Genomic DNA, 25329 nt, shown 5'->3' with positions numbered 1-25329 from the left:
CGATCACCATGGTAAAGAGGTCTCTCAGGCAGCCGCCAGTGCTTCGGCGCGCGCCGGATCAAGCAGGCTGATACCGCCATGGAGGATCTGGATCACGCCGACACGCTCGAGCTTGGTGAAGGTGCGGCTGACCGTTTCGATGGTCAGTCCAAGATAGTCGGCGATATCCTGGCGGCTCATCGGCAGGGGCACCGTGCCTGACGGCCCGTTGAGCAGTGTCAGGCGCTCGCGCCAGCCGAGGAGAAAGGTAGCGACCTTCTCCTCCGCCGAACGGCGTCCCAGCAAGACCATGTGGTCGCGAGCCTGGCTCAACTCGCGCACGGCGAGTTCGTTGATACGGCGCAGGAGATGCGGCCTGTCCTCGATGAAACGGCCGAACGCGGCCTTGGCAAACTGGCAGACCGTCACGGGGCCGATTGCGTCCGCAGAGAAGTTGTGGCGACCGGAGACATTCATCCCCAGGAAGTCGCCGGGCAGCGCGAAGCCGACGATTTGCCGCCGCCCATCCGGCAACAGCTTGTAGAGCCTCATCACACCTTCGAGAAGGTTGTAAAAGGATGTCGTGATGTCTTCCTCGGAAAATACCGTCTCGCCGGCGATAAAATGCACACGGCGCCCCAGATGCTCGAACTCCCTGAGTTCAGCCGCATCGAGCGAAGCGCACATGCTGAAATCACGTATCGAGCACTCCCTGCAGAAGTGCCTGTTGGGTTCGATTGCAACCAGGGAAGACTTCATTCATCGCTCCAGCCAGGCGCACCCGCCTCCGGCCTTAAGCCGAGTCTGCCGCGCTTCGGCATTTTACTGCCTTGTCACAGATGCAGTTGACCCAGATCAATTTTGCGATGCGCCGCCTCCGTATTCTCTGTGCCGGCCCCTTCGAGACCAATCCCTTCATGCTGCAATTCACGCTTCGTCAGATCCTGATCGCGCTTCTCCTGGCAACACCGGCCCTCGCCGCCTCCAAGGCCGAGCAACGCGGCAAGGCCTACGCGCGCGCCAATTGCGCGCGCTGCCATGCCATCGACCGCAGGTTGGAAAGCCCGCTGAAGATCGCTCCGGCATTCCGGACGTTGCATCAACGCTACCCGATCGAGACGCTCGGCGAAGCGCTCGCGGAGGGCATCTATACCGGCCATCCGGACATGCCCGCCTTCGAGCTCAATCCGGACCAGATCCACGATCTCCTGTCTTATCTGAAGACGCTGGAATAGCGCTGGCTAGACCGACTGCACGGTCCAGCCGATCAGTTCCTTTGCAATCTGCGCAAACGCAGCGTTGAAAGCCTCGACTGCGGCGGCCGGCTCGATCTTGTCGAGCTTTTCGCTGGCCTCCAGAAGACGCGAGGCGATCACCTTGCCGTTCTTGTCGACGATCCTCGCCGACAGGCCAATCTCGGCAACCGGATCACCGTCGGTCGAGATCCGGAAGCGCCTGATGTCGATCAGGAGCTGATGGTCCGCCTGACCGATGTCGCTCGTCCGCAACGGCGCATGCGCCATGTCATAGTTCTCGAAACTGTCGATCAGCCTCGCCTGCAGAAGCTTGGGAATGCTGTCGGCCCACAGGAACTCGGCGAAGCCGGGATAGTCGCCGGTCGGCGAGAACAGCATCCGCTGTGTCTGCAACATCGCGACCGCGGTCGGCTCGGGGATCGCCAGTGCCTCCGTCAGGGTCTTGCCGACAGGACCGATATTTTGCGGGGCACGGAGATCATAGGTGATCTTCTGGGCTGGAGCACCACCGCCCGTCATCTTCTCCAATCCGGCGACAATGCCGTCGAGTTTGCCGGTGTTGCGCGCAAGCCCTTCCGAGAAGGTCTTGAAATTGGCGATCGTGTCCTTGAGCGGCCCGGAGTTCTCTTCGAGCACCGAATCCACGCGGCGCAGAGCATCGCGCGCCGCCTGAGTCATGCTCTGTCCGGCGCCGGCATCTGCGATCAGCACCGGCATCTCGCCCGGCTTTGCGACGATCATCCCGCCCTCGAGCGCCACCACCGGCACGCCGGTCAGGCCCTGGAAATCCAGGCCTACCCTGGTGTCGGCACGCACTGGCGTGGCGGAGGCCACCGAGATCGTCGCATTGACGAAGCGCGGATTGTCCGGAGCAAGCGCAAGCGCGGCGACCTCACCGACGCGGATGCCGTTGAACAGCACGCCCGCGCCGACCAGAAGTCCGGGCACGGGGCCCTGGAACTGCACGTGGTAGCTCGTCCGCGGCCCAATACCGCCGGTGTTGTTCAGCCAGTAGATGAAGCCGAAGACAGCAAGAATCGCAGCCATCACGAAGGCGCCGATCAGAACGTAGGGTGCGCGGGTTTCCATGTCTCATCTCATCTGAGGTTGCAGCATCTGGGAGCGCTTGCCGTGGAAATAGGCTCGCACCCAGGGATGCTCGGATTGAAGCAGCTCGCGCATCGGCCCGATGGCCACGATCTTTCCGTCCGCAAGTGCAGCGACGCGATCGCATACGGTCGTAAGGCTGGCCAGATCATGGGTGACCATGAACACGGTGAGCCCCAACGTCCTCTGCAAGGTCTTGATCAGCGCATCGAAATCGCCGGCGGCGATCGGATCGAGGCCTGAGGTCGGCTCGTCCAGGAACAGGATCGGCGGGTCGAGTGCCAGCGCGCGTGCCAGCGCGACGCGCTTGGTCATGCCGCCGGATAGTTCTGCCGGATATTTGTCGCCGTCCTGCGGCCGCAACCCCACCATCTCGAGCTTTGCAGTCGCGATCTCGTCCATCAACTCCTGCGACAGGACGAGATTTTCGCGGAGCGGAAACTGGATGTTCTGCCGCACCGTCAGCGATGAGAACAGCGCACCCTGCTGAAACAAGATGCCCCATCGGCTCGCGACGCTCTGGGTGCTGCGGTCGTGCGTCGCGCCGATCGGCTGGCCCATCACGTCGATCTCACCGCTTCGGCGTGGGATCAGGCCGATGATGGTGCGCATGAGAACCGATTTGCCGCCACCCGACGCGCCGACCAGCCCGAGGATCTCGCCACGGCGGACATCGAGCGACAAATGATCGAGCACGGTCTGGTGGCCGAAGCCGACTACGAGATCGCGGACGCGGATCGCAAATGCCTGTAACGTATCCGCCATCGTTACATTCCGATCGAGGCAAAGAAGATCGCAAACAGGCCGTCCAGCACGATGACGAGGAAGATCGACTTCACCACCGATGTCGTCGTCTGCTTGCCCAGCGATTCCGCGCTGCCCTTCACCCGCAGCCCCTCGCTGCAGGCGACGATGCCGATCACCAGCGCCATGAACGGCGCCTTGAGGATGCCGACCTCGAAATGGGTGACCGAGATCGCCTCGTGCAGCCGCGCGAGATAGATAGCCGGCCCCATGTCACCGTAAAATTGGGCGACCAGGCCGCCGCCATAGAGAGCGGCAATCGATCCGATGAAGGCTAGGATCGGCAGGGCGATGACGAGCGCCATCACGCGCGGCAGGATCAGCACGTCGACCGGATCGAGCCCCATGGTCGCGAGCGCATCGATCTCCTCCCGCATCTTCATCGAGCCGAGCTCGGCGGTATAGGCACTGCCCGACCGCCCGGCGACCATGATGGCGACGATCAAAACGCCGAGCTCGCGCAGCACCAGAATGCCGACCATGTCCACCGTATATGACTCGGCGCCGAACCTGCGGAAATGGAAAAAGCCCTGCTGCGCGATGATCGCGCCGATCAGGAAAGTGATGAGCATGATGATCGGGATCGCCTGCCAGCCGATGCGGTAGAGCTGATAGACCAGCGACGTCAGCCGCAACGACCGCGGCCGCCGCACCACGCCGATCAAGGCCATGAACAGCGCGCCCAACATTTGCAGGAAGATCGCGATGTCTTCCCGCGCGCCGACCGTGGCTTTGCCGAGCTCGTTCAGCCGCAGCAAGGCCGGGTTGGGTATCGGCAGGGACGTCGGGTTGTGCCGATTGACCTGACGAACCTCGTCCATGAGCCCGCTATAATTGTCGGCAACGCCGACGATCTCGGCGGTGCTGCCCGTCGACGGGCCCCGGCGGGACAGCTTCTCGAGCAACCATGCGCCGAGCGTATCGAGCTCGCTCACCTCGCTCATGTCCAGCTTCACGGCCCTCGACCGGTCGACATCGGCCTTCACCGAGCGCGACAGCGATTCGAGCTTCGAGACATTGGCTGCGATCCACGGCCCGGCTGGGCGCAGTTCGAGCACGTCACCGGACGGCATCGCCGCCAACAAAGGTTCAGCGTTCAAGATCACACCTCCTCGGGACGACCGGTCCCAAGCTAGCATGCGTCGTTTCTAGGCCGGCGCATGGCAGCCCGATTGACCTGCCTCAAGCCGGCCACACGTCTCCATGCTTGACGCAAATGATAGTTGCCGCGAAACACGTGCCCTCCTCTCTCGCTTGCGGGCAATGTAACAAGAGCCCGTCATGCCCGGACTTGTCCCGGGCATCCACGTTCTTTGGGCTGCAAAGTAAGGCGTGGATGGCCGGGACAAGCCCGGCCATGACAATGTGGAAACTTCAGCGCCCCAAGCGCTTACGTCATATGCGATTACGCTGCCTGCCAGCGAGAGACGTTGAGCGAGCTTCCGCGGCCACGTTACGCTTCAGAGCTTCAGCCGTACGTCGCAGATATCAGGCTCGACCGGGTCCGGCTTCACTTCGAAGCCGAGCTGGCGGCACATGTCGAGCATCACGATGTTCTCCTGCAGCACATCGCCCGATATGACCTTCAGTCCTTCCGATCTCGCATATTCGATGATCAGGTGCATCAGGGCCCATCCGAGTCCCCTGCCCTTCAGATCGGACCGCAACAGAATAGCGTATTCGCCGGTCTCGTAGATCGAGTCAGAATGGATGCGGACCGCGCCAACCATGTCGCCGGTCGCCTCGTCGAAAGCGATGAAGGCCATGGCGCGGGCATAGTCGAGTTGCGTCAGACGCGCGATGAACTGGTGGTTGAACTCCTTCATCTGCGCGAAGAAGCGCAGGCGAAGGTCGTGCGGCGTCACGTGCCGCAGGAATTCGTGAATGGTCGGCTCGTCCTCGGGACGCATCGGCCGCACGAAGATGCGCCAGCCCTCCTTGAGCTCGAGGTGACGCTCCCATTGCGACGGATAGGCGCGAACGGCAAAATTGGCCGGCCCTGAGCCTGCGAACTTTCGCTGCGGCGCCCCGACCGCGACGCGCGCATCGACCGCCGTCACCCCGGTCTCGTCGGCAAGCAGCGGATTGATGTCCAACTCCCGGATCTCGGGAATGTCAGCGGACATCTGGGCGAGCTTGACCAGCACCATGGCGACGGCGTCCTGCTTGACCGCCGGCACGTCGCGATAGGCGCGCAGCAGGCGCGAGACGCGGGTGAGCTCGATCAGGTCGCGCGCAAGCTGCAGATCGAGCGGCGGCAGCGCCAGCGCCTTGTCGTTGATGATCTCGACCGCGGTGCCGCCCCGCCCGAAGACGACGACCATGCCGAAGGTCGGGTCGTCGGCAAGGCCGAGGATGAGCTCGCGCGCCTTCGCCTTCACGACCATGGCCTGCACGATGACGCCGGAAATGCGCGCCTCGGGCCGCAGCTTCCTCGCCCGGGCCAGAATGTCGGTAGCGGCAGCACGCACGGCGTCGGGTGTGGTCAAGTTGAGGACGACCCCACCAACATCGGACTTATGCACGATGTCGCGCGACAGGATCTTGAGTACGACGGTGGCGCCCTGCGCGAACATCTCCCTGGAATGAGCGACCGCCTGCTCGACATCGGCAGCCGCGTAGGTCGGCACCATGGCAATATCGTAGGCCTCGAGCACCCGCTTGATCTCGACCGGCTCGAGCCATTTACGGCCATCCGCGATGGCGGCCCTCACGATTTGTCTTGCGGCTTCGACGTCGGGCGCAAATGAGTCAGGCATCGCGGGCGGCACCTGCGTGATCTCCTCGACCAGCTCGCGATGCCGCACCAGGTGCATGAACCCGCGCACAGCATCGTCCTCTGTCGGGTAGTTGGGGATGCCGGCGCTTGAGAGCGTCTCCACGATTGTCTGTTCGGCCCCGACCCAGGCGGCGAGCACGGGCTTGGCCCAGCTACGATGCTGCTCGCGGTATTTCCTGACGAGTTCAGTCACGGTTGTCGCGATATCGGACGCGGACGCGATCGCGGTCTGGACGTTGAGCACCAGCACGGCGTCGTTGCCGGGATCGGCGAGCAGTACTTCGAGCGCAGCCGCGTAGCGCGAGGCGTCCGCATCGCCGACGATATCGACGGGATTTGCGCCCGACCAGGTCGAAGGCAGTATCGCGTCTAGGTTTTGCCGCATCTCCGGCGTCATGGGCGCGGGAATGCCGCCGAGCTCGACGAGACGATCGACCGCGAGAACACCGATACCGCCGCCATTGGTGAGAATGGCAAGCCGCTTTCCGCTCGGCGATTCGACGCGCCCGAGCGTCTCCGCACAGTCGAACAGCTCGCGCAGGTCGGACACGCGCAGGATGCCGGCACGGCGGAATGCTGCGTCGTAAACGGCATCGGCGCCGGCGAGAGCTCCAGTGTGCGTCGCGGCCGCGCGCGCGCCTTGCGCCAGGCGGCCGGACTTCACGACGACCACCGGCTTGACCCGCGCCGCGGCGCGCGCCGCCGACATGAATTTCCGTGCGTCCTTGATCGCCTCGATATAAAGCAGGATCGCGCGCGTCTTGTGGTCGAGCGCGAAGTAGTCGAGGAGATCGGCGATATCCACGTCGAGCTGGTCGCCGATCGAGACGATTCCGGAGAAGCCGACGCCGCGCTGTGCCGCCCAATCCACCATGCCGGCAGCGATCGCGCCCGACTGCGAGATCAGAGCCAGGCTGCCTGCGCCGGGCATGTGAGCTGAGAAGCTCGCATTCAGGCTCGCGCCGGGCATCATGATCCCGAGGCAATTGGGACCGATCAATCGCATGCCGTATCTTTGCGCTGCGACGAGTGCCGCTTCTTCGAGAGATCCGGGACCATGCCCGAGCCCCGCGGTCACGATCAGCGCGCCCGCCGAGCCACGGCGGCCGGCCTGCTCGATGATGCCGGGCACCTCGCCCGCCGGCGCGGTGATGGCAACGAGTTCCGGCACGAATGGCAGCCTGTCGAGACTGTCGACGGCCGGAACGCCGGCGATCTCGGCATAGCGCGAGTTCACCAGCCCCAACTCGCCCTTGAAGCTCGCCTTGCGGATGTTTTCCAGGACCGCACGACCGACCGACACGTGCCGTGGGCTGGCCCCGACGAGTGCCACCGATCGGGGCGACAGCAAATTCTTCAGACGATAGGTCGACATGTCGCAATCATTCACTCGGCGCCGGGCGACGTGTTTGGAACCCGGCCATGACAGATGGCTGAAGCATCTAATGCGACATCATAACCCAACAGGGTGGCTCACCGATGACGGTCTTGGTCACGCCGCCCCAGACGATCTCGTTCAGGCGGGAATGGTGGTAGGCTCCCATGACGATCGCATCGATGGCATGCTCCTTTGCCCAGCTTCCGAGCACCTTGCCGATCGAGCTGCCGTCGATCTTCACGGTTTCAAAGGACGCGGGGACTCCGTGCTCCCTGAGGTGGTCGACGAGGCCGGTCCCGGATTTCATGATGTCGTCGGCCGCGTCGTCCGTCACCGTGATGATCCGAACCGAGGCCGCCGCCTGGAGGATCGGCAGGGCATCGCCGACGGCTCGTGCCGCAGGCGCGGAACGGTCCCACGCGATGATGACGTTCTCGAATTCAACCCGCAGCTTGTCGGCATGCGCTTCGGGACAGAGCAAAAGCGGTCGGCCGGATTCGAAAATCAATTGCTCGATGAGGTGTTCCGACCGGCTGTCGTTGGCCTTGACCGGGACCAGCGTGAGATCGCTGTAGCGCGCGCGCTCCGCCACCGCCGCCGCAATCGCCTCCGCTTCCACTTTGTGCAACTGGCCGTCAGCCCGAATGTTCAAGCGGGATGCCGCGATCCTGAATGCATTCAACAGATCCTGCACCCCCGTCACACTGCGCAGGGCATGAGCCTCCGCCGCATTGTCCAGATCCGATGAGATCACGACTTTCGGCCGGACGAGAACATCCTCCTCCACCGCGAACGCGGTGATCTTCGCACCGAGATCGGCGGCTGCCGCCACACATGTCTCGATCGCGGCCAGTGCCGACGTGCTCGGCTCACCAACAAGCGGCAACAAGACGTCCTTGATGGGCATCGGGATTCTCCTCTGTCGGTCAAAATAGACCGCCTCCCCGCCCGGCCCTTGATCCTTATCAAGGCCAAGGGGAGCCGCCGGCCGGCAAGTCGCCGATTTGATGGACGTCAAGGACTTGCCGCGTTCGCACGCTAAAGCGCGATAAGATTGGGGAATCGTCATCGCGCTTTAGGTGGTTGTTTGAGCATGATCTTTTCGGAAAAACCGCTCCACACTTTTCCGGATCATGCTCTAGGATTGACATGATACCTGCGATGGGTTCGGGAGAGACTGATGCGTGCGATGGTGTTGCCCGGCCCGCGAGCGCGGCTGCGGATGGATGAGCGGCCGGACCCGATCCCTGGCGACGGCCAGATCCGGGTGAAGGTCAGTGCCTGCGGCGTCTGCCGTACTGACCTTCATGTGGTTGACGGCGAGCTGCCTGACATCCGCTATCCGATCGTCCCCGGTCATGAGATCGTCGGCCGCGTCGATCTCGTCGGGCCTGACGTGACCACGCATCGGCTAGGGGATCGCGTCGGCATCCCCTGGCTCGGCTACACCTGCGGCACCTGCCGGTTCTGCCGCGAGGGCATGGAAAATCTCTGCGATCATCCATTGTTCACCGGCTGCACCCGCGACGGCGGCTATGCGACGGATGCCATTGCCGATGCGCGCTACGCATTTCCGCTTGGCGAGGATGGCGACGACGTCGCGATCGCGCCGCTGCTATGCGCGGGCCTGATCGGCTGGCGTTCGCTGGTGATGGCAGGATATGCGGAAAGGCTCGGGATCTATGGCTTCGGAGCCGCGGGCCACATCGTCGCCCAGGTCGCGGTTTGGCAGGGGCGATCAGTCTACGCCTTTACGCGCCGCGACGACATCGCGGCGCAGGATTTTGCGCGCAATCTCGGTGCCGTCTGGGCTGGCGCTTCGGACGAACTGCCCGATGCGCCGCTCGACGCCGCGATCATCTACGCGCCTGCCGGCGAGCTCGTGCCGGCCGCCTTGCGCGCGGTCCGCAAAGGCGGCCGCGTGGTCTGCGCCGGCATTCACATGAGCGACATTCCGAGCTTTCCCTACAGCCTGCTGTGGGAGGAACGGCAACTGCTTTCCGTCGCCAACCTGACCCGTCACGATGGGTTGGATTTTCTGAAAATTGCGCTGCAGGCCGGCGTCCGGACCGAAACCACCGTTTTTGCACTGAGCGAGGCCAACGAAGTTCTGGGCAGGTTGCGGGGCGGGCAGATTTTGGGAGCGGCCGTGCTGCGGCCTTGACGATATCGGCACATGACGACCTCTCACCCGGACACTTCGACCCAGGAACGGATCTTCGCATTCCTGACCGATCCGACCACGCAGCCCGGCGTCACGCGGATCGATACGCATGCGGCCTCGGTTTTTCTCGACGGCAACCGCGCATTGAAGATCAAGCGGGCCGTCCGCTTTCCCTTCCTTGACTATTCGACGCTGGAGAAGAGGAAGGCGGCCTGCGAGGAGGAAATCAGGATCAACCAGCCCTTGGCGCCGCAAATCTACCGGGGCGTGGTGGCGATCACGGAGGATGATGACGGCTCGCTGAGAATTGGAGGAGATGGTCGGGCGATCGAGTTCGCCGTGGACATGATCCGCTTCGATGAGAACCGGACGCTGGATCACCTGGCACAAGCGGGCCCGCTGGGTGCGCATCTCGCCACAGGAATCGCGGATGCGATCGCGGCCTCGCATGCGATCGCAGCACGCGTCGAGGCACCTCGCTGGATTGCAACGATCCCGGCGCTCATCGACGGAAATGGCGCGGGTCTGCGACGGGGCAGCCATGTCGCGACGACCGAGATCGACGAGTTGGCACGGGCTTCACATGACGCATTCCTACGCGTCCGCGACCTGCTCGGAGATCGCGGACGTCGGGGCTTCGTGCGACGCTGCCACGGCGATCTGCATCTTGGAAACATCGTGCTGATCGACAATCAACCGGTTCTGTTCGACGCCATCGAGTTCGATCCGGAGATGGCTTCGATCGACGTACTCTATGATCTCGGATTCACGCTGATGGACCTGCTGCACTACGAGCAGCAATCGGCCGCAAATGCGATCCTCAATCGCTATCTCGTCACGGCTGAGGCCGAAAACCACGACGCGATCGGCGCGCTTCCGCTGTTCATGTCCATCCGCGCAGCGATCCGCGCCCAGGTGCTGCTCGCGAAGCTGGCGCGGCCTCACGCCGATGAGAGCGGGATCATCGAGGATGCGCGCCGTTATTTTCGGCTGGCCCAGGCGCTGATCAACCCGCCGGCTCCCCGCTTGATCGCAGTCGGCGGCCTTTCGGGGACCGGAAAATCGCTGCTCGCGCGCATGCTCGCACCCCTCGTCCCGCCACAGCCGGGCGCCGTCGTGCTGCGCAGCGACGTCGTTCGAAAACGGCTGTTTCAGATCCAGGAAACGGACCGGCTGCCGCAATCCGCCTATCAGCCCGACGTCACCGCGCGGGTCTATGATGTCCTGACTGAGCGCGCGCGGCACGTTCTGGCGCAGGGACATTCCGTCATCGTCGATGCGGTCTTTGCGCAGCAGTCTGAGCGGAACGGGATGGCCGCGCTGGCGCGGGCGTGCAACGTCCCTCTGAGCGGGCTCTTTCTGATTGCGGACCTGGCGACGCGCCAGGCGCGTATCGACAGCCGGCGGGACGACGCGTCAGATGCAACGCGAGAGGTTGCCGAGCTTCAGGAGCGCTATAAGATCGGCGATCTGGACTGGAGGATCGTTGACGCCTCAGGAACACCAGAGCAAACGCGCGACCGTTGCCGGACGGGGATGGCGGGGGACAGGTAACCAAGGCGATGGCGCGACGCAGCACGACACCGGAGGCCCCCGCCCGCGTCAAGCCGGCGTCGGCACGGAGCGCCTCACCGGCTCGCCTGAGCGCGGCAATGGCCTGCGATACCGCATTTCGAATCGTGGCTCGCCGTCACCTCAATGCCGTCATGGCCCGGCACGAGGAAACATGCAGCGGCGATCCCGACGCCCTGCACCAGATTCGCATAGCGCTCACACGCCTTCGCGCCGCCATCCGCTTCTTTTCTCCCATAGTCGACGACGCCATGCGGCCGGTCGTCTGGGCCGAACTGAAGTGGCTACACCGGCAACTCGGCATGGTGCGCGATCTCGATGTGGCGATCGAACGAATTGTTGCCGCCAGCGGCGAGGAGCTTGCCCTGATTGCCGAGCTTCAGTCGTGGCAGGAAAAGCGCGCAGAAAGCCATCGTCTTTTGGCGCGGGCGCTGCGATCGGTCCGATATCGCCGCCTGATCGAGCAGACATCCGGCTGGATCGAGAGTGGACCCTGGTCAACCCGACGAGGCAAGGAGGCCATCAGATTGCGCCGCTCCCCGCTTGCCGAACACGCGGCGCAGCAGCTGGCCGCGTGGGAAAGGATCCTCCTGAAGAGGTCTCGCAAGCTCGCCGAACTCGGCGTGAAGAAGCGGCATCACTTGCGCCTGCTCAACAAACGACTGTCCTATGCGATCGAGTCCCTCGAGGACTTGTTCGTCGATGAGTCGCTTGAAAAGCAGAAGGCCATTCTGAAACAGTTGCGTCGGGCGCAACGCAGCCTGGGGCAACTCAATGACGATGCGAGAGGCCGCGTGCTTGCCAAGACGTTGAATGATGAAGGCTCGGCCGTAGGCTTTCACTTCCTCGGTCGCAAGCGCAAGAAAGAGCTGCTGAAGAAAGCGGCGACTGCCTACAAGAAGCTAAACAAGACGAAGCCTTTTGGAGCTTCACGCTTGAGGCTCGGCACGGAGCCTGCTGACTAGGTCAGAACGTATTCGCCGGGCGCATCCGGGAGTCGATCGACATTGCCGAGCCCCATTTGAGGCGATTCGCAAAGATCGCCAGATCGCGCGACAAGCCATTTGGTCCATTCCGGCCACCACGACCCCTTGAAATGCGGTGCGCGTTTGAACCATTCGTCACAGCCGACATAGGGTGCTTCTGCCGCCTTGGTCATCACCTGGTAGCTGTGCCCCGGCTCGCCAGGCGGCGCCACGATGCCCGCGTTGTGGCCGCCGCTGGTCAACAGGAAGGTCACGTCGGCATCGACCTGATAGTGAATCTTGTAGACGGATCGCCAGGGCGCCACGTGATCCCTCAGCGTGCCGACCACGAACATCGGCGCGTGAATGTCTGACAATGCGATATTGCGCCCGTCGACATGATAGCGCCCCTCCGCCAGATCGTTGTTGAGGAACAGTCGACGCAGATACTCCGAATGCATCCGATACGGCAGACGCGTGGCATCCGCATTCCAGGCCATCAGATCGCTCGGCGGTGCGCGCTCGCCCAAGAGATAGTCGTGGGACAACCGCGACCAGATCAGGTCGTTCGAGCGCAGAAGCTGAAAGGCGCCGGCCATCTGCGTGGTGTCGAGATAGCCGCGCTCCCACATCATGTCCTCGAGGAATGCGACCTGGCTCTCGCTGGTGAATAACGTCAGCTCGCCCGCTTCGGTAAAATCCGTTTGCGCGGCCAGCAACGTGATGGACTTCAAGCGGTTGTCGCCGTCGCGCGCCATAGCGGCGGCGGTGATCGACAATAGGGTTCCCCCAAGGCAGTAGCCGAGGGCATGGACCTTCCGACGCGGCTGGATGCAGGCGATCGCATCAAGCGCCGCCTTCACGCCCAGCTTCCGATAATCGTCGAAGGCAACGTCGCGGTCGCCGACGCCGGGATTGCGCCACGAGATCGCGAACACGGTTAAACCCTCGCCGGTGAGATACTTCACCAGGGAGTTCTCTGGTGACAGATCGAGGATATAGTACTTCATGATCCAGGCCGGAACGATCAGCACTGGCTCAGGCCGGACATTCTGCGTGGCAGGGTGATACTGGATCAACTCCATCAATTCGTTGCGGTAGACCACCTTTCCCGCCGAGGCCGCCACCGTCTTGCCGACCGAGAACTCTCCGTCACCGACCGCCTTGTTGGCGGAACGCATCCGCAGAAAGTCGCTCCACCAATTCTGCCAACCGCATACGAAATTTTGGCCGCCGCTCCGAAAGGCCCTTTGCAGCACTTCCGGGTTGGTCGCGACGAAGCTCGACGGCGCCAGCATGTCGAGGACCTGGCGCACGGAGAACTCCACGACCGCCTCGTTGGCGGATGCCACACCTCGAACACCTGTCGTCGCCTTGTGCCACCACTGCTCACTCAACAGAAACGCCTGAGCCAGCAGGTTGAACGGAGGACTTTCCCATTCGGGCCTGGCGAAGCGACGATCCTGAGGCTGCGGTTTGATTACGGACCAGGGGTCCTGATTGGGTGTCGACGCATGTGCCGCGGCCTGGAGCAGCCGGCCCGCATCTCGAACAGCGTCCTTCGCAAACTCCATTTGTCGCTGCGGCGCGCCCACAAGGTGCGAGGCCCAATCGAGATAGGCGAGCGACAGAGCGATGGGCGAGATGCCGCCGGTCAGCCGCGCCAGCATCGCATGCAAGGCTCGGTCAACCGGATAGGATTCCGCTGATGGGGCTGGCTCAGCGGTCACTGCTTCGGCCGATTTTTCGGGATCGGAAGCCTCAGTGCCTGCCGGCGCGTCGGAAATCAGATCCGCCGCTGCAGCAGGCTCCTCAGCCCGCGGGAGGAGAGAGGTCTTTCCGGCGCTCATGGCTCGCATTTCGTCCGTATTTTACGATTTCGGGCTCAATCGCGAGACGCAACATTGAAGAGGCCGGCGGTGGTCGCGATCACTCTGTCGCCGTGCTTGAAGATCCGGTCGCAGTCGCGCCGGATGAAATCGAGCTGATGCTGGCCGCATTCGGCGCAGAGCGTTCTCCAATCCTTGACCGAGTGCGAGGCGGCCAGTTTCGAGAGGAACTCCGCGAACAAATGTGTCTCGGTCTGCGTCCGGTCCAGGAGCTCGTTGGCGACAAATACAATCTCGTCAAGGAACTGCCGTTGCACGCTGAACATGAGATCGCACGCACGCTGGTTCGCCTCCGCGACCTGCCGGGCGGGATCCGATACCAGCTTCCCGGGCGCAAAATCCTGCAGTCTGGCGAGTTCGCTCAAGGTGACCTCCTGGCTGGCCCTGGAACTTATAAATTCCAGAATATGCCCATGGGCCGGGCGCACCTTGAGCTGCGTCAAGCGCGGCCGCGCTGCCCCATTGACCTGCGTCAAACCGCCAAACCCGGCCTGCATTAGCCTTGTGAGATCGAATTCTGCCAGGACATGCGGAGTTATTCCATGCGCGCCCACCAGATCATGACCCGGTCGGTCATCTCGGTCACGCCCGACACCACCATCGTCGAAGCCGCCAACATCATGCTCAAGCGCCATGTCAGCGGTCTTCCCGTGGTCGACGAGAGCGGCAAGCTGGTCGGAATCGTGTCGGAGGGCGACTTCATCCGACGCAGCGAGATCGGGACCCAGCGCAAGCGTGGCCGCTGGCTGAAGTTCATCCTAGGCCCCGGCCAATCGGCCAGCGATTTCGTTCAGGAACACGGCAGCAAGGTTTCCGAGGTGATGACGACGTCGCCGGTGACCATCACCGAGGATACGGCCCTTGCCGAGATCGTCGACATCATGGAGCAGAACAACATCAAGCGCCTGCCCGTGGTGCGCGGCGACAAGGTCGTCGGCCTCGTCTCTCGCGCCAACCTGCTCCAGGCAGTAGCGAGCCTTGCCCGCCAGGTGCCGGATCCCACGGCGGACGACGATCACATTCGCGGCCGCATCATTGACGCGATGGAAAAGAACGACTGGTGCCCGTTCGGACTGAACGTGATCGTCAGCGACGGCATTGTCCACCTGAGCGGCGTCATCACGGACGAAAGCGCACGCCGGGCGGCAATTGTCCTGACCGAGAACATCGACGGCGTGAAGAAAGTGCACGACCACCTGTGCTGGGTCGACACCATCTCCGGCGTCTATCTGAACTCACCGGAGGACGACGATCTCGCCAAGGCGAGCTGATCGGTGCATCAGCGCGGGATTACGGCGGTGGCTTCGATTTCGACGCGCGCCGCCTTCTCGACCAGCCTGACGACCTGCACCAGCGCCATCGCTGGATAATGCGCGCCAAGAATCTCCCGGTAAATCTGGCCGAGCGCCTTCAGGTTGGCCAGGTACTCGTCCATATCAACAACATACCACGTGAGACGCACGAGGTGCTCCGGCCGCGCGCCACCCTCGGCTAGGATCGCCGCGATATTGCTCAACGTCTGACGTACCTGCGCGACAAAGCCATCCGCGAGGCGCTCTTCCGTATCCCAGCCGATCACACCGCCGGTGACGACGATGCGTCCCTCCGCGGCCACGCCGTTGGCATAGCCCTTCGGCATCGGCCAGCCGGAGGGCTGCAGGATCCGGATCGGGGCTGCATCTTCCCTGATTGGCAGCGTTGCGAGCTGCGGGCTTTTCGGCGTCGTTGCAGACAATCGTCCATTCCTCTCTTATTTGGGACCGACGCCAGGCGACGAGGCCGCCGCCTGCGCCATCTGCCGCAGGGCAAAGCGCTTCAACTTGCCCGTCTCGGTCTTCGGCAACTGCGCCACGAACTCGATCGCGCGCGGATACTTGTAAGGCGCGATCTCGCGCTTGACGTGCTCCTGCAGATCGCTCGCGAGCCGCGCGTCCGGCACGACGCCGGGGGCGAGGACCACATACGCCTTCACGATCATGCCGCGCGCCTCATCGGGCGCCCCGACGACGCCGCATTCGGCGACCGCCGGATGCGTCAGAAGAGCGGCTTCGACATCGGTACCGGCAATATTGTAGCCGGCCGAAACGATCATGTCGTCGGAGCGCGACTGGTACCAGAAGTACCCATCGGCATCCATCACATAGGTGTCGCCGGTGATGTTCCAGCCATTGTGGACATATTTGCGCTGCCGCTCGTCGGCAAGGTAGCGACATCCGGTCGGCCCGCGGACCGCGAGGCGCCCCATCGTGCCTGATGGCACGTCGTTGCCGTCATCATCGACGATCTTTGCCTCATAGCCCGGCACCGGCTTGCCCGTCGCGCCTGGGCGAATCTCGTCTTCCGTCGCGCTGATGAAGATGTGCAGCAATTCGGTGGAGCCGATGCCATCCATCAATTTGATGCCCGTTGCGTGCAGCCAGGCGTCGAATGTCGGCTTGGGCAAGGTCTCACCGGCAGACACGCACTTGCGCAACGACGAGATATCGCGGCCTGCGATCTTGCCGAGCATCGCGCGGTATGCCGTCGGCGCCGTGAAGCAGACCGTGGTCTTGTAACGCTCGATGGCCGCGAGAAAATCGTCCGGCGTGGTCTTCTCCAGGACGACGAAGGACGCGCCGATATGCATCGGGAACAACACGCCGCCGAAGCCAAACGTAAAGGCGAGCGGCGCAGAGCCGATGAAACGATCGTCCTGCTTCGCCCGCAGGATATTGCGCGCATAGCCGTCACAGACCGCCAGCATATCCCGGTGGAAATGCATGGTGCCCTTGGGATCGCCGGTCGTGCCCGAGGTGAACGCGATCAGGCAAACATCGTCGGACGCCGTGTCGACCGCCTCGAACTCGGAGCTTGCGTCCGCGGTCAGCGCTTCCAGCGAGTCGGCAGCACCGGTGCCCCAGTAGACGACGTGCTTCAGCCCGGGCGCTGCCGCTTTCGCCTTCTCCATATCCTCGCACAGCTTGCCGTCGCACAGCGCCAGCGTGATCTCGGCCTTCTGAATCGGATACAGAAGCTCCTTGGCACGCAATAGCGGCATGGTCGCAACCACGATTCCACCGGCCTTGATGACCGCAAGATAGGTCGCGACCATCATGGGATTGTTCGCCGAGCGGAGCAGGACACGTCCGCCGGTCACGAGGCCAAGCTTGCCAACCAGCACGTTGGCAATGCGGTTCACGAGCCGTTGCAGCTCGCGATAGCTGTAGCTCACGGAAGGACTGATCGCGCAGGGCGCATCGCCATGCCCCTCTTCGACCCAGCGATCAAGGAAGTAACTGACGCAGTTCAATCGCGGCGGATATTGCAGCTCCGGCCGCGTGAAGATGAATTCGGGCCATAGATCGCGGGGCGGCAGATGTTGCAGGGCAAAGGTGTCGGCGTGAGCCGTTGCAACCCTGCCATCATACGAGCCCGGAAGTTGAACCTTGGCGGCGTTAGCCATCGCACGCTCCTTTCAGCTTGGAGAGCACCCGGCAGCAAAATCATTTTAGGCTTAAAATAATTTGGCGCAATAGCAGATTTTGGACATCACGCGTTTTTTCTGACGGCAGGGGGAGAGTTCGCCGCGGAACGGCCTACAGTTTGCGGCGCGAAGCGGATTTCTGGGCGGACGCTTTGGTCTTGGCCAGCAGGCGCATCAATTCACGCACGTCCTTTGGCGTGAGATCGGCAAAGACGTCGGCGATCCAGGTCTCGTGTTCCGCGGCCATCTTGCGAAACTCGGCGCGGCCAAGCTTCGTCAGCCGGATCACCTGGACGCGGCGGTCGGTATCGGACGTGCGGCGGTCGAGGTGCCCGGATTCCACGAGACGTTCGACGAGCCCAGTGACGTTGCCGTTGGAGACCATCATGCGCTTGGAGACATCGGACAGGGTCATGCCGTCCGGCGCCTTGTCGAGCTGCGCCATCAGATCGAAGCGAGGCAACGTGACGTCGAACCGCTCCCGCAGGCGGCTGCGCACCTCACCCTCGATCAGGGTCGTGCAGGTCAACAGGCGCAACCACAGCCGTAGCTCTTCGGCGTGGTCTTCCGGAAGTTCAACAGCCTTGGTCTCGGAATCGAGCATCGTGGTGCGGTCACTATGTCACAGCACTGGCGGCAGAAGCGAGCCAACTGTCGTTTTGAGCTTCAAGTAATTTTCGCGCCGCCGCAAGCCCAAAACGCGCCGAACAACCAGTGCGGGTCGAATTTCTTTAGGCTTCAAGCAATTGGCGCGCCGCTTGCATATGGCGCCGGGCTGATGACGCCGGGCTGATGGCGCCGGGCTGATGGCGCGACGCAGGATGCAGCAGGCTTCGGCCCTGCTTGCCGCGGATGCCGTCATCAGAATAAGCTTGGATCGAACGACAGGGCTGTAGCGTGAGCGCAAGCATATCGGGAAAAAGATCATGAAGAAGAAACTGAGGTTGGCCGGATTGGCTTTGCTCGTCGGTACCGCACTGGACCCGGCATTTGCGCAGGAGAAGATCAAGCTCGGCGTGATCGTGACCCTGTCGGGCCCCGCCGCCGCGCTCGGCCAGCAGGTTCGCGACGGTTTCGCGCTCGCGGTCAAGGATCTCGGCGGCAAGATGGGCGGCCGCGATGTCGAGGTCGTGGTCGTCGATGACGAGCTGAAGCCGGATGCGGCGGTGACCAAGGTCAAGGGCCTGCTCGAGCGCGACAAGGTCGATTTCGTGGTCGGGCCGATCTTCTCCAACATCCTGCAGGCGATCCACCGCCCGGTCACGGAATCAAAGACATTCCTGATCAGCCCCAATGCCGGCCCATCGACATTTGCCGGCAAGGACTGTAGCCCGTTCTTCTATGTGACCTCCTACCAGAATGACCAGGTGCACGAGATCCTCGGCAAGGTGGCCCAGGATCGCGGCTACAAGCGCATGTATTTGATGGTGCCGAACTATCAGGCCGGCAAGGATTCGGCGGCCGGCTTCAAGCTCGACTACAAGGGCGAAATCGTCGAGGAATCCTATATGCCGCTCAACACGCTGGACTTCCAGCCGGAGCTTTCGAAGATTTCCTCGCTCAAGCCCGATGCGCTCTTTACGTTCATGCCGGGTGGCCTTGGCGTCAACCTCGTCAAGCAGTACCGGCAGGCGGGGCTTGCCGATACGATCCCGGTGCTATCGGCCTTCACGGTGGACGAGTCAACCTTGCCGGCGCAGCAGGACGCGGCCGTGGGCATGTTCGGCGGCGCGAACTGGGCGCCCAACCTCGACAACCCGCAAAACAAGAAGTTCGTCGGCGCCTATGAAGCTGCCTACAACAGCGTGCCCGGCACCTATGCTTTCCAGGCCTATGACGCCGCGATGTTGATCGACAGCGCAGTCAGGGGGGTGAAAGGCGACCTCGCCAACAAGGACGCCGTAGGCGCGGCCCTGAAGAAAGCCGACTTCACCTCGCTGCGCGGCGCCTTCAAATTCAACACCAACGGCTATCCGATCCAGGATTTCTATCTGACCAAGGTCGCCAAGCGTCCTGACGGAAAATTCCAGACCGAGATCGTTCAAAAGGTCTTCGAGAACTACGGCGACCGTTACGCAAAAGACTGCAAACCGGCGAACTGAGTGCCGAGTCGATGGTCGAGTAAAGGGAGGAATTCAAGTGAAGAGCGAGATCACCGGCATCACGAGGGCCAATGAAGGTATCCAGGGCATTTCCTGGAACATTCTCGGCCAGACCTACGTGCCAAAGAGCTATGCCGAGCACAGCTTCTCCTGGCATGCGACGCTGCCGCCCGGCACTTTCGTGCCGCCGCACATCCATCCGGACCAGGACGAGTATCTCTATATGCTGGAGGGAAAGCTCGATTTCGTGCTCGGCAATACCGAAGCGCAGGCGACGCCCGGTGACCTGATCCGCCTCGGCATGGGCGTCCCGCACGGCATCTTCAACAAGGCGGAGCAGACGGCGAAGGTGCTGTTCTGGGTATCACCGAGCCGCAAGCTTTATGACCTGTTCTGGGGCCTTCACAACATGAAAGAGCAGAAGCCCGAGGACGTTGTCGCGATGGCTGCGGAGTTCAACATCCACTTCCTGCCCCCGCCGCCATCCTAGCCGAAGGGCGGCGTATCACGCCTTGACAGCCGCAAGGCCTGGCACCGCGGCGAAGCCGGCCTTCGTCGCATAGCCGCGCACGATCGCCTCGCGCTGCGAGTAGCTCAACACGTTCTCGACATTGTCGAAACCATTCGGCGCGAGTTGCTCGACCGCGTCGATCACCCCTTCCGGGCCGCCCCGACGATTGGAGCGGACAATCTCGGCCGTCATCGGCAGGCGCTTCTTCTCGTATTCGACCAGCGCCTGGCGCGGGTGCTCGGAGCGCGCCAACAGATCCGCAAGGCAGCGCGCATCGAGAATGGCCTGAGACGCGCCGTTCGAGCCGACCGGATACATTGGATGTGCGGCATCGCCCAGCAGGGTGACCCGCCCCGACGACCAATAGGGCAAGGGATCGCGGTCACAGGTGGGATATTCATAGAACTCAGGGGTTGCCGAGATCAGGCTCTTGACGTCGACATAAGGCACAGAGAAGCGTGCAACGTGCGGCATCAATTCTTCACGCCGGCCCGGCCGTGACCAGTCCTCCTTGCGCGGCGGCGGTGCATTGCCCTCGCCGATCTTCACCAGCACCGCCCAGTTCGTGAGTCGGCTCGCGGGGCTCGAGCCCTCCGCAATCGGATAGACCACGACCTTGGCGTTCAGGCCACCGGCGACGATCATCGACTTGCCGGTGAGGAATACCGGCCAGTCGCGCGCGCCGCGCCACAGCATCAGGCCGTTCCAGCAAGGCGGTCCCTCATTGGGAAACAGCGTCTCGCGCACGCGCGAGTGGATGCCGTCAGCGCCAATCAGGATGTCGCTACGCGCCGAGTGGACGTGTGCGCCGGAGCGATCAAAGAAATAGGCGGTGACGCCGCCTTCGTCCTGGGTGAAGGCGCCCAGGCGACAACCGGTGTGAATGACCTCGGGCCCGAGCCGCTCCTCGACCGCGCGATGGATGACGCCCTGCAGGCGGCCACGATGAATCGAGAATTGCGGCACGTCATGGCCTGCGTCGATGCCGCGCGCCTCGCGCCAGACTTCCTGACCGTGACGATTGAGATAATAGAGCTGGTCGGTGCGGATGGCGGCCTCGTCGAGCTTCGGCAACAGACCGAGCCCGGCAAGCTCGCGCATGGCATGCGGCAGGGTGTTGATGCCGACGCCGAGCTCGCGAATGGTATCGGCCTGTTCGAAAATCTCACAAGCAATGCCGCGCGCCCGCAGCATCAACGCCGTCGTGAGACCTCCGATACCGCCGCCGACGATAATCGCCTTCATCGCCCAAACTCCACTCGATACATGCCAGGCAACGGGGTTAACGTCGCATGGGCGGTCACTCCGCCGCAAGCGGCTTTGTCGCCCTCACCCTCCGCGTCGCCCGGCTCCTGGGCTTAGCCTTAATTAACAACTCCTCGAAATTCCCGCCTTCGCATATTCTTGCTGCGGAGCGGCTAATCCCCCCTGAACACCGGCTTGACCTTGTTGGCGAAGGCCTCGAAAGCGCGTTCGAAATCGGCCGTCGTCATGCAGAGCGCCTGCGCCACGGCTTCCGCCTCGATCGCCTCTTCCACCGACATGGCCCATTCCATCGCCAGCATCCGCTTGGTCATGGTGTTGGCGAAGCTCGGGCCTTCCGCGACCTGTTTCGCCAGCAGTTGCGCCTGCGGCAGGACCTGATCTGACGTGACGATGCGGCTGAAGAAACCCCAGCGCTCGCCCTCCTCCGCGGTCATGAAACGACCAGTGTAAAGCAGCTCCGAGGCGCGCGATTGACCAATGATCCGCGGCAGGATGGCGCAGGCGCCCATATCGCAGCCAGCGAGCCCAACCTTGTTGAACAGAAACGCCACCTTCGCACCACTTGCCGCCAGCCGCATATCCGATGCCATGGCGACGATCGCGCCGGCACCGGCACAGATGCCTTCAACCGCGGCGACGATCGGCTGTGGGCAGGCCCGCATCGCCTTCACGAGATCGCCGGTCATGCGCGTAAAGGCGGTAAGCCCCTTGGTGTCCATCTTGACGAGGGGGCCGATGATCTCGAACACGTCGCCGCCCGAGGAGAAATTGCCGCCGGCGCCCGTGACGACGATGGCCTTCACCGCATCGTCGAACGCGCAGGCGCGAAAGAAGTCGGTGAGCTCGCGATAGCTCTCGAACGTCAGGGGATTTTTCCGGTCCGGGCGATTCAGCGTGACCGTGGCCACATGGTCAACCACTGCAAGCAGGAAATGCTGAGACGAATAATCCGCCAACGGCACGGTAACGGGATTGGCTGGTCTGCTCATGAGGACTCCCTGTCGTTCTCGTTCCACCGCTACTTTGCGGGCTATATTTCACCACCGGCTACGGCGATCGCCTGGCCCGTGATTGCGCCGGCGCCTTCACCGCAAAGCCAGAGCACAGCGTCTGCCACCTCCTGCGGCGTGACGAGCCGACCTTGCGGGTTGTGCCGCGCGAGATCGGCGATCGCCTGCTCGCGGCTCCGCCCTGTCTTCTTCATGATGGTCTCGATGCTATCGGCAACGAGGTCCGTATCCGTAAAGCCCGGGCAGACAGCATTCACGGTGATATTGCTACCGGCCATTTCCAGTGCCAGCGAACGCACGAGCCCAACCACGGCGTGTTTGGCGGCGACATAAGCACTGACGTATGCATAGCCTTTCAGTCCCGCAGTCGATGCGATCGCGACGACGCGGCCGTAAGGCCGATCCTTCATCCCGGGCAACACGGCCCGGACGGCGTGCACCACGCCCATGAAATTCACATCCATCATCCGGGCAAACAGCGCGGCGTCCGACTTCGCGAACGGCGCGGACTCGGCGCTCCCAGCGTTTGCGACCAGGATGTCGATGGGCTGCCGCTCGGCCGCCTTGGCGATTGCAGCCCTCAGCGCCGCCTCATCCGAGACATCGGCAACGGCAGTAAAATGCGCGGCACCTGCCTTGACGGCCTCTTCGAGCGTCGCTGCGTTGCGGCCGAGTATGGTGACCGTGGCGCCGGCTCCTGTCAAAGCTGCTGCGATCGCGCGGCCGATGCCGCGGCCACCGCCTGTCACGAGCGCATGCGAAGAACGCGGCAGTCCCGACATGCGCAGCCTCCCTGAAGGCACCGGTGGATCGAGCTTTTCGAATATATTTTAAGCTTCAAATTATTGCAATGGATGGCCCTTTTAAGCCTCGCGAGGCGCCGGTCCGAAAATTGCTTTAAGTATAAAGTTATCTCTTCCCATCCCCAACAGGCCTGTTAGCATCGGCGGGCCGAGCAAGAGGAAGCCGCGTGCAGCAACCGACGCCGACGATCACCAGGGACGGACGCTTCGCCTATGAGGCCGCTGGCGATCCGGATGCGGTGCCTTTGGTTTTTTTGCACGGCATTGGCGGCGCAGCGCGCGCCTGGCGCCACCAGCTTGCCACGTTCGGCAGTCGTTTTCGCACGATTGCGTGGGATATGCCTGGCTATGGCGGGTCGAAACCGCTCCGCAACGTTAGCATCGCCGCACTGGCGGAGGCCTTGCAGGAGTTCCTGCAACAGGTCGAAGCCGACAGGCCCGTCCTGGTTGGCCATTCCATTGGCGGGATGATCGTGCAGCAATGGCTGACGCAATATCCTCAGGCTGCACGCGCCGTGGTATTGGCGCAGACCAGCCCGGCCTTCGGCAAGGCCGATGGTGACTGGCAGAAATCGTTCATTGCGGCGCGGCTTGGCCCGCTCGATCGCGGCGAGACCATGAGCTCGCTCGCCCCGTCCCTCGTCAAGGAGCTGGTCGGCGAGGATCCGGACAGGGAGGGTGTGGATGTCGCGCGTGACTGCATGGCCAGCGTGCCGGAGGCGAGCTATCGCGCGATGATGCTCGCCTTGATCGGCTTCGACAGACGGAGCGCGCTCAAGGGCATCGCCGTTCCGACGCTGCTCCTGTCCGGAGCCAGAGACAACAATGCGCCTGCCCCGATGATGGCGAAAATGGCGGGCTATATTCCGACCGCTCGTTACGTGGAGCTCGCCGGCGTCGGCCATCTCGCCAATCTCGAACGTCCCCAAGAGTTCGACGCAGCAATCGGCGATTTTCTGGAATCGAGCGTGACCAAAACACAGGTGACCGGACAATGACCATGCAAGTCAGCAAGAGCAGCACAGCCGACAAGCTCGCGCTCGACGCGCCGATTTTCGATCCCGTCGCATTCCGTCTGGACGCCGAGCAGACTTCCATCATCGCGCGGGCGCGGGAGATCGGTCAGAGCGTATTCGCCGGCCGCGCCGCAGGCTATGATCGCGACGCGGTGTTCCCCACCGAGAATTACCGGGATCTGCACCGCGTCGGCCTGCTCGGCATCGCCGTCCCGAAGAAGCATGGCGGACTGGGGGCCGGCTACCAGACCTATGCGCTCGCTGCAGCTGAGATCGGTCGTTATTGCGGCGCGACCGCGCTGACCTGGAACATGCATGTCTGTTCGACCCTGTGGTCGGGTCCGCTGGCCGACGACCTCGACATGGATGACGCCATGCGTGCGGAGCACGAGCGCCGTCGCGCAGTCCACTACAAGCGCATCGTCGAGGATGGCGCGATCTACTCGCAGCCGTTCTCGGAAGGCGGCGCAGCGGCCGCTGGCGGCGTTGCTTTCGGCACCGAAGCGAAACCCGTTGGCGGCGGCTGGATCATCAACGGCAAGAAGATCTTTGCTTCACTCTCGGGCCATGCCGATTACTACGGCGTGCTCTGCACCGAAGTCGAGGAAGGCGAAAAGGCCTCACGGCGCAACACGCTCTACCTCGCCATTCCCGCCAAGACGGAAGGCGTGTCTGTCGTCGGGGATTGGGATCCGCTTGGGATGCGAGGAACAGTCTCGCGCACGCTCCTGTTCAAGGACGTGTTCGTGCCGGAAGATGCCGCCCTGATGCCGCGCGGCGTCTATTTCCAGGCGGCAATGCGCTGGCCGCACATGTTCCTGACGTTGTCGCCGACCTATATGGGCCTTGCGCAGGCGGCGTATGATTTCACCGTGCGCTATTTGCGCGGCGAGGTTCCCGGCATGCCGCCGGTCAAGCGCAGGATGTATCCGACCAAGCAGATCGCGGTCGCGCAAATGCAGATCAAGCTCGAGCAGGTCAAGGCGATCTGGTTTCAGGCGGTCACCGAGGCTTGCGCCAATCCGAGCAAGGAGCAGGTGTTGCGGGCCTACGCCGCACAATATTCGGTCATGGAAGGTGCCAACGAGCTCGCAGCGCTGGCGATCCGCACTTGTGGTGGCCAGGCCATGCTCAGATCGCTGCCGCTGGAGCGGATCTATCGCGACAGCCGCTGTGGCTCGCTGATGCTGCCCTGGACGGCCGAGCTCTGCCTCGAGCGCATCGGGCGCGAAGCGCTCTACGAGCCCGGCGAATCGGACGACTGA

23 protein-coding genes are annotated in these 25329 nt (G+C 63.0%); 9 read left to right on the top strand and 14 right to left on the bottom strand.

Features of this window, described 5'->3' with window-relative positions:
• Nucleotides 1-24: 24 nt before the first annotated feature.
• Nucleotides 25-738: a helix-turn-helix domain-containing protein gene (locus tag SO140_RS12705; RefSeq protein ID WP_449380118.1), complete on the bottom strand. Its 714-nt coding sequence runs from the start codon at nt 736-738 to the stop codon at nt 25-27.
• A gap of 158 nt (nt 739-896) precedes the next feature.
• Between SO140_RS12705 and SO140_RS12700 the strand changes: the two genes are divergently transcribed.
• Entirely contained in the window at nt 897-1214 is a 318-nt protein-coding gene (locus SO140_RS12700; protein ID WP_449380171.1) for a c-type cytochrome, read from the top strand.
• 6 nt (nt 1215-1220) lie between these two features.
• Here SO140_RS12700 and SO140_RS12695 read toward each other — a convergent pair whose 3' ends face one another.
• From SO140_RS12695 to SO140_RS12675, 5 genes are all read right to left on the bottom strand, one after another.
• Nucleotides 1221-2324, bottom strand: coding sequence for an ABC-type transport auxiliary lipoprotein family protein (locus SO140_RS12695; protein ID WP_449380117.1), 1104 nt, complete (start codon nt 2322-2324; stop codon nt 1221-1223).
• Nucleotides 2325-2327: 3 nt separating this feature from the next.
• Entirely contained in the window at nt 2328-3107 is a 780-nt protein-coding gene (locus tag SO140_RS12690; RefSeq protein ID WP_449380116.1) for an ABC transporter ATP-binding protein, read from the bottom strand.
• A 2-nt stretch (nt 3108-3109) separates the two neighbouring features.
• Entirely contained in the window at nt 3110-4246 is a 1137-nt protein-coding gene (locus SO140_RS12685) for an ABC transporter permease (protein ID WP_449380115.1), read from the bottom strand.
• A 360-nt stretch (nt 4247-4606) separates the two neighbouring features.
• Nucleotides 4607-7300, bottom strand: a complete 2694-nt coding sequence (locus tag SO140_RS12680) for a bifunctional acetate--CoA ligase family protein/GNAT family N-acetyltransferase (protein WP_498542617.1) — start codon at nt 7298-7300, stop codon at nt 4607-4609.
• 67 nt (nt 7301-7367) lie between these two features.
• Nucleotides 7368-8210, bottom strand: coding sequence for a universal stress protein (locus SO140_RS12675; RefSeq protein ID WP_449380113.1), 843 nt, complete (start codon nt 8208-8210; stop codon nt 7368-7370).
• A 273-nt stretch (nt 8211-8483) separates the two neighbouring features.
• Here SO140_RS12675 and SO140_RS12670 point away from each other — a divergent pair, with 273 nt between their 5' ends.
• Genes SO140_RS12670 through SO140_RS12660 form a run of 3 tightly spaced genes read left to right on the top strand, consistent with a single transcriptional unit; the run spans nt 8484 to nt 12004 of the window.
• Nucleotides 8484-9467, top strand: coding sequence for a zinc-dependent alcohol dehydrogenase family protein (locus SO140_RS12670; RefSeq protein WP_449380112.1), 984 nt, complete (start codon nt 8484-8486; stop codon nt 9465-9467).
• A gap of 12 nt (nt 9468-9479) precedes the next feature.
• Nucleotides 9480-11021, top strand: coding sequence for a bifunctional aminoglycoside phosphotransferase/ATP-binding protein (locus SO140_RS12665; protein WP_449380111.1), 1542 nt, complete (start codon nt 9480-9482; stop codon nt 11019-11021).
• Between the two features lie 8 nt (nt 11022-11029).
• Nucleotides 11030-12004 carry a CHAD domain-containing protein gene (locus SO140_RS12660; RefSeq protein WP_449380110.1) on the top strand — a complete coding sequence of 325 codons (975 nt, stop codon included), beginning with the start codon at nt 11030-11032 and terminating at the stop codon, nt 12002-12004.
• Here SO140_RS12660 and SO140_RS12655 read toward each other — a convergent pair.
• On the bottom strand, nt 12001-13854 hold the full coding sequence (locus SO140_RS12655) for a PHA/PHB synthase family protein (protein ID WP_498542616.1): 1854 nt from the start codon (nt 13852-13854) through the stop codon (nt 12001-12003). The two genes, SO140_RS12660 and SO140_RS12655, sit on opposite strands and share 4 nt — an antisense overlap.
• 35 nt (nt 13855-13889) lie before the next feature.
• On the bottom strand, nt 13890-14336 hold the full coding sequence (locus tag SO140_RS12650; protein ID WP_449380108.1) for a hypothetical protein: 447 nt from the start codon (nt 14334-14336) through the stop codon (nt 13890-13892).
• A gap of 99 nt (nt 14337-14435) precedes the next feature.
• Between SO140_RS12650 and SO140_RS12645 the strand changes: the two genes are divergently transcribed.
• Nucleotides 14436-15164, top strand: a complete 729-nt coding sequence (locus SO140_RS12645) for a CBS domain-containing protein (protein WP_449380107.1) — start codon at nt 14436-14438, stop codon at nt 15162-15164.
• A gap of 8 nt (nt 15165-15172) precedes the next feature.
• On the opposite strand, the gene SO140_RS12640 is transcribed toward SO140_RS12645, so the two are convergent.
• The 3 genes from SO140_RS12640 to SO140_RS12630 form a co-directional block, all read right to left on the bottom strand.
• On the bottom strand, nt 15173-15628 hold the full coding sequence (locus SO140_RS12640) for a RidA family protein (protein WP_449380106.1): 456 nt from the start codon (nt 15626-15628) through the stop codon (nt 15173-15175).
• Between the two features lie 15 nt (nt 15629-15643).
• A complete protein-coding gene (locus tag SO140_RS12635) occupies nt 15644-17335 on the bottom strand; it encodes a benzoate-CoA ligase family protein (protein WP_449380105.1) in 1692 nt (563 codons plus the stop codon).
• A 133-nt stretch (nt 17336-17468) separates the two neighbouring features.
• Nucleotides 17469-17960: a MarR family winged helix-turn-helix transcriptional regulator gene (locus SO140_RS12630; protein WP_449380104.1), complete on the bottom strand. Its 492-nt coding sequence runs from the start codon at nt 17958-17960 to the stop codon at nt 17469-17471.
• A gap of 322 nt (nt 17961-18282) precedes the next feature.
• Between SO140_RS12630 and SO140_RS12625 the strand changes: the two genes are divergently transcribed.
• Together SO140_RS12625 and SO140_RS12620 are read left to right on the top strand one after the other, a co-directional pair.
• Complete coding sequence (locus SO140_RS12625; protein ID WP_449380103.1) at nt 18283-19458, top strand: ABC transporter substrate-binding protein; 1176 nt, start codon at nt 18283-18285, stop codon at nt 19456-19458.
• Nucleotides 19459-19495: 37 nt separating this feature from the next.
• Nucleotides 19496-19948 (top strand): cupin domain-containing protein, encoded by a 453-nt coding sequence (locus SO140_RS12620; protein WP_449380102.1) that lies wholly within the window; start codon nt 19496-19498, stop codon nt 19946-19948.
• A gap of 15 nt (nt 19949-19963) precedes the next feature.
• Here the strand turns inward: SO140_RS12620 and SO140_RS12615 are convergent, their stop codons facing one another.
• The 3 genes from SO140_RS12615 to SO140_RS12605 all read right to left on the bottom strand — a co-directional run bounded on the left by SO140_RS12615 (nt 19964) and on the right by SO140_RS12605 (nt 23027).
• Entirely contained in the window at nt 19964-21214 is a 1251-nt protein-coding gene (locus SO140_RS12615; RefSeq protein WP_449380101.1) for a flavin-dependent oxidoreductase, read from the bottom strand.
• Nucleotides 21215-21387: 173 nt separating this feature from the next.
• Nucleotides 21388-22224, bottom strand: coding sequence for an enoyl-CoA hydratase family protein (locus SO140_RS12610; protein WP_449380100.1), 837 nt, complete (start codon nt 22222-22224; stop codon nt 21388-21390).
• Nucleotides 22225-22265: 41 nt separating this feature from the next.
• Nucleotides 22266-23027, bottom strand: coding sequence for an SDR family NAD(P)-dependent oxidoreductase (locus tag SO140_RS12605; protein WP_449380099.1), 762 nt, complete (start codon nt 23025-23027; stop codon nt 22266-22268).
• Nucleotides 23028-23215: 188 nt separating this feature from the next.
• Between SO140_RS12605 and SO140_RS12600 the strand changes: the two genes are divergently transcribed.
• Complete coding sequence (locus SO140_RS12600; RefSeq protein WP_449380098.1) at nt 23216-24046, top strand: alpha/beta fold hydrolase; 831 nt, start codon at nt 23216-23218, stop codon at nt 24044-24046.
• On the top strand, nt 24043-25329 hold the full coding sequence (locus tag SO140_RS12595) for an acyl-CoA dehydrogenase family protein (protein ID WP_498542615.1): 1287 nt from the start codon (nt 24043-24045) through the stop codon (nt 25327-25329). Before SO140_RS12600 ends, SO140_RS12595 begins: the two co-directional genes overlap by 4 nt.

This window comes from Bradyrhizobium sp. UFLA05-108, from assembly GCF_059803455.1.
This window is presented reverse-complemented; position numbering and strand designations above follow the sequence as displayed.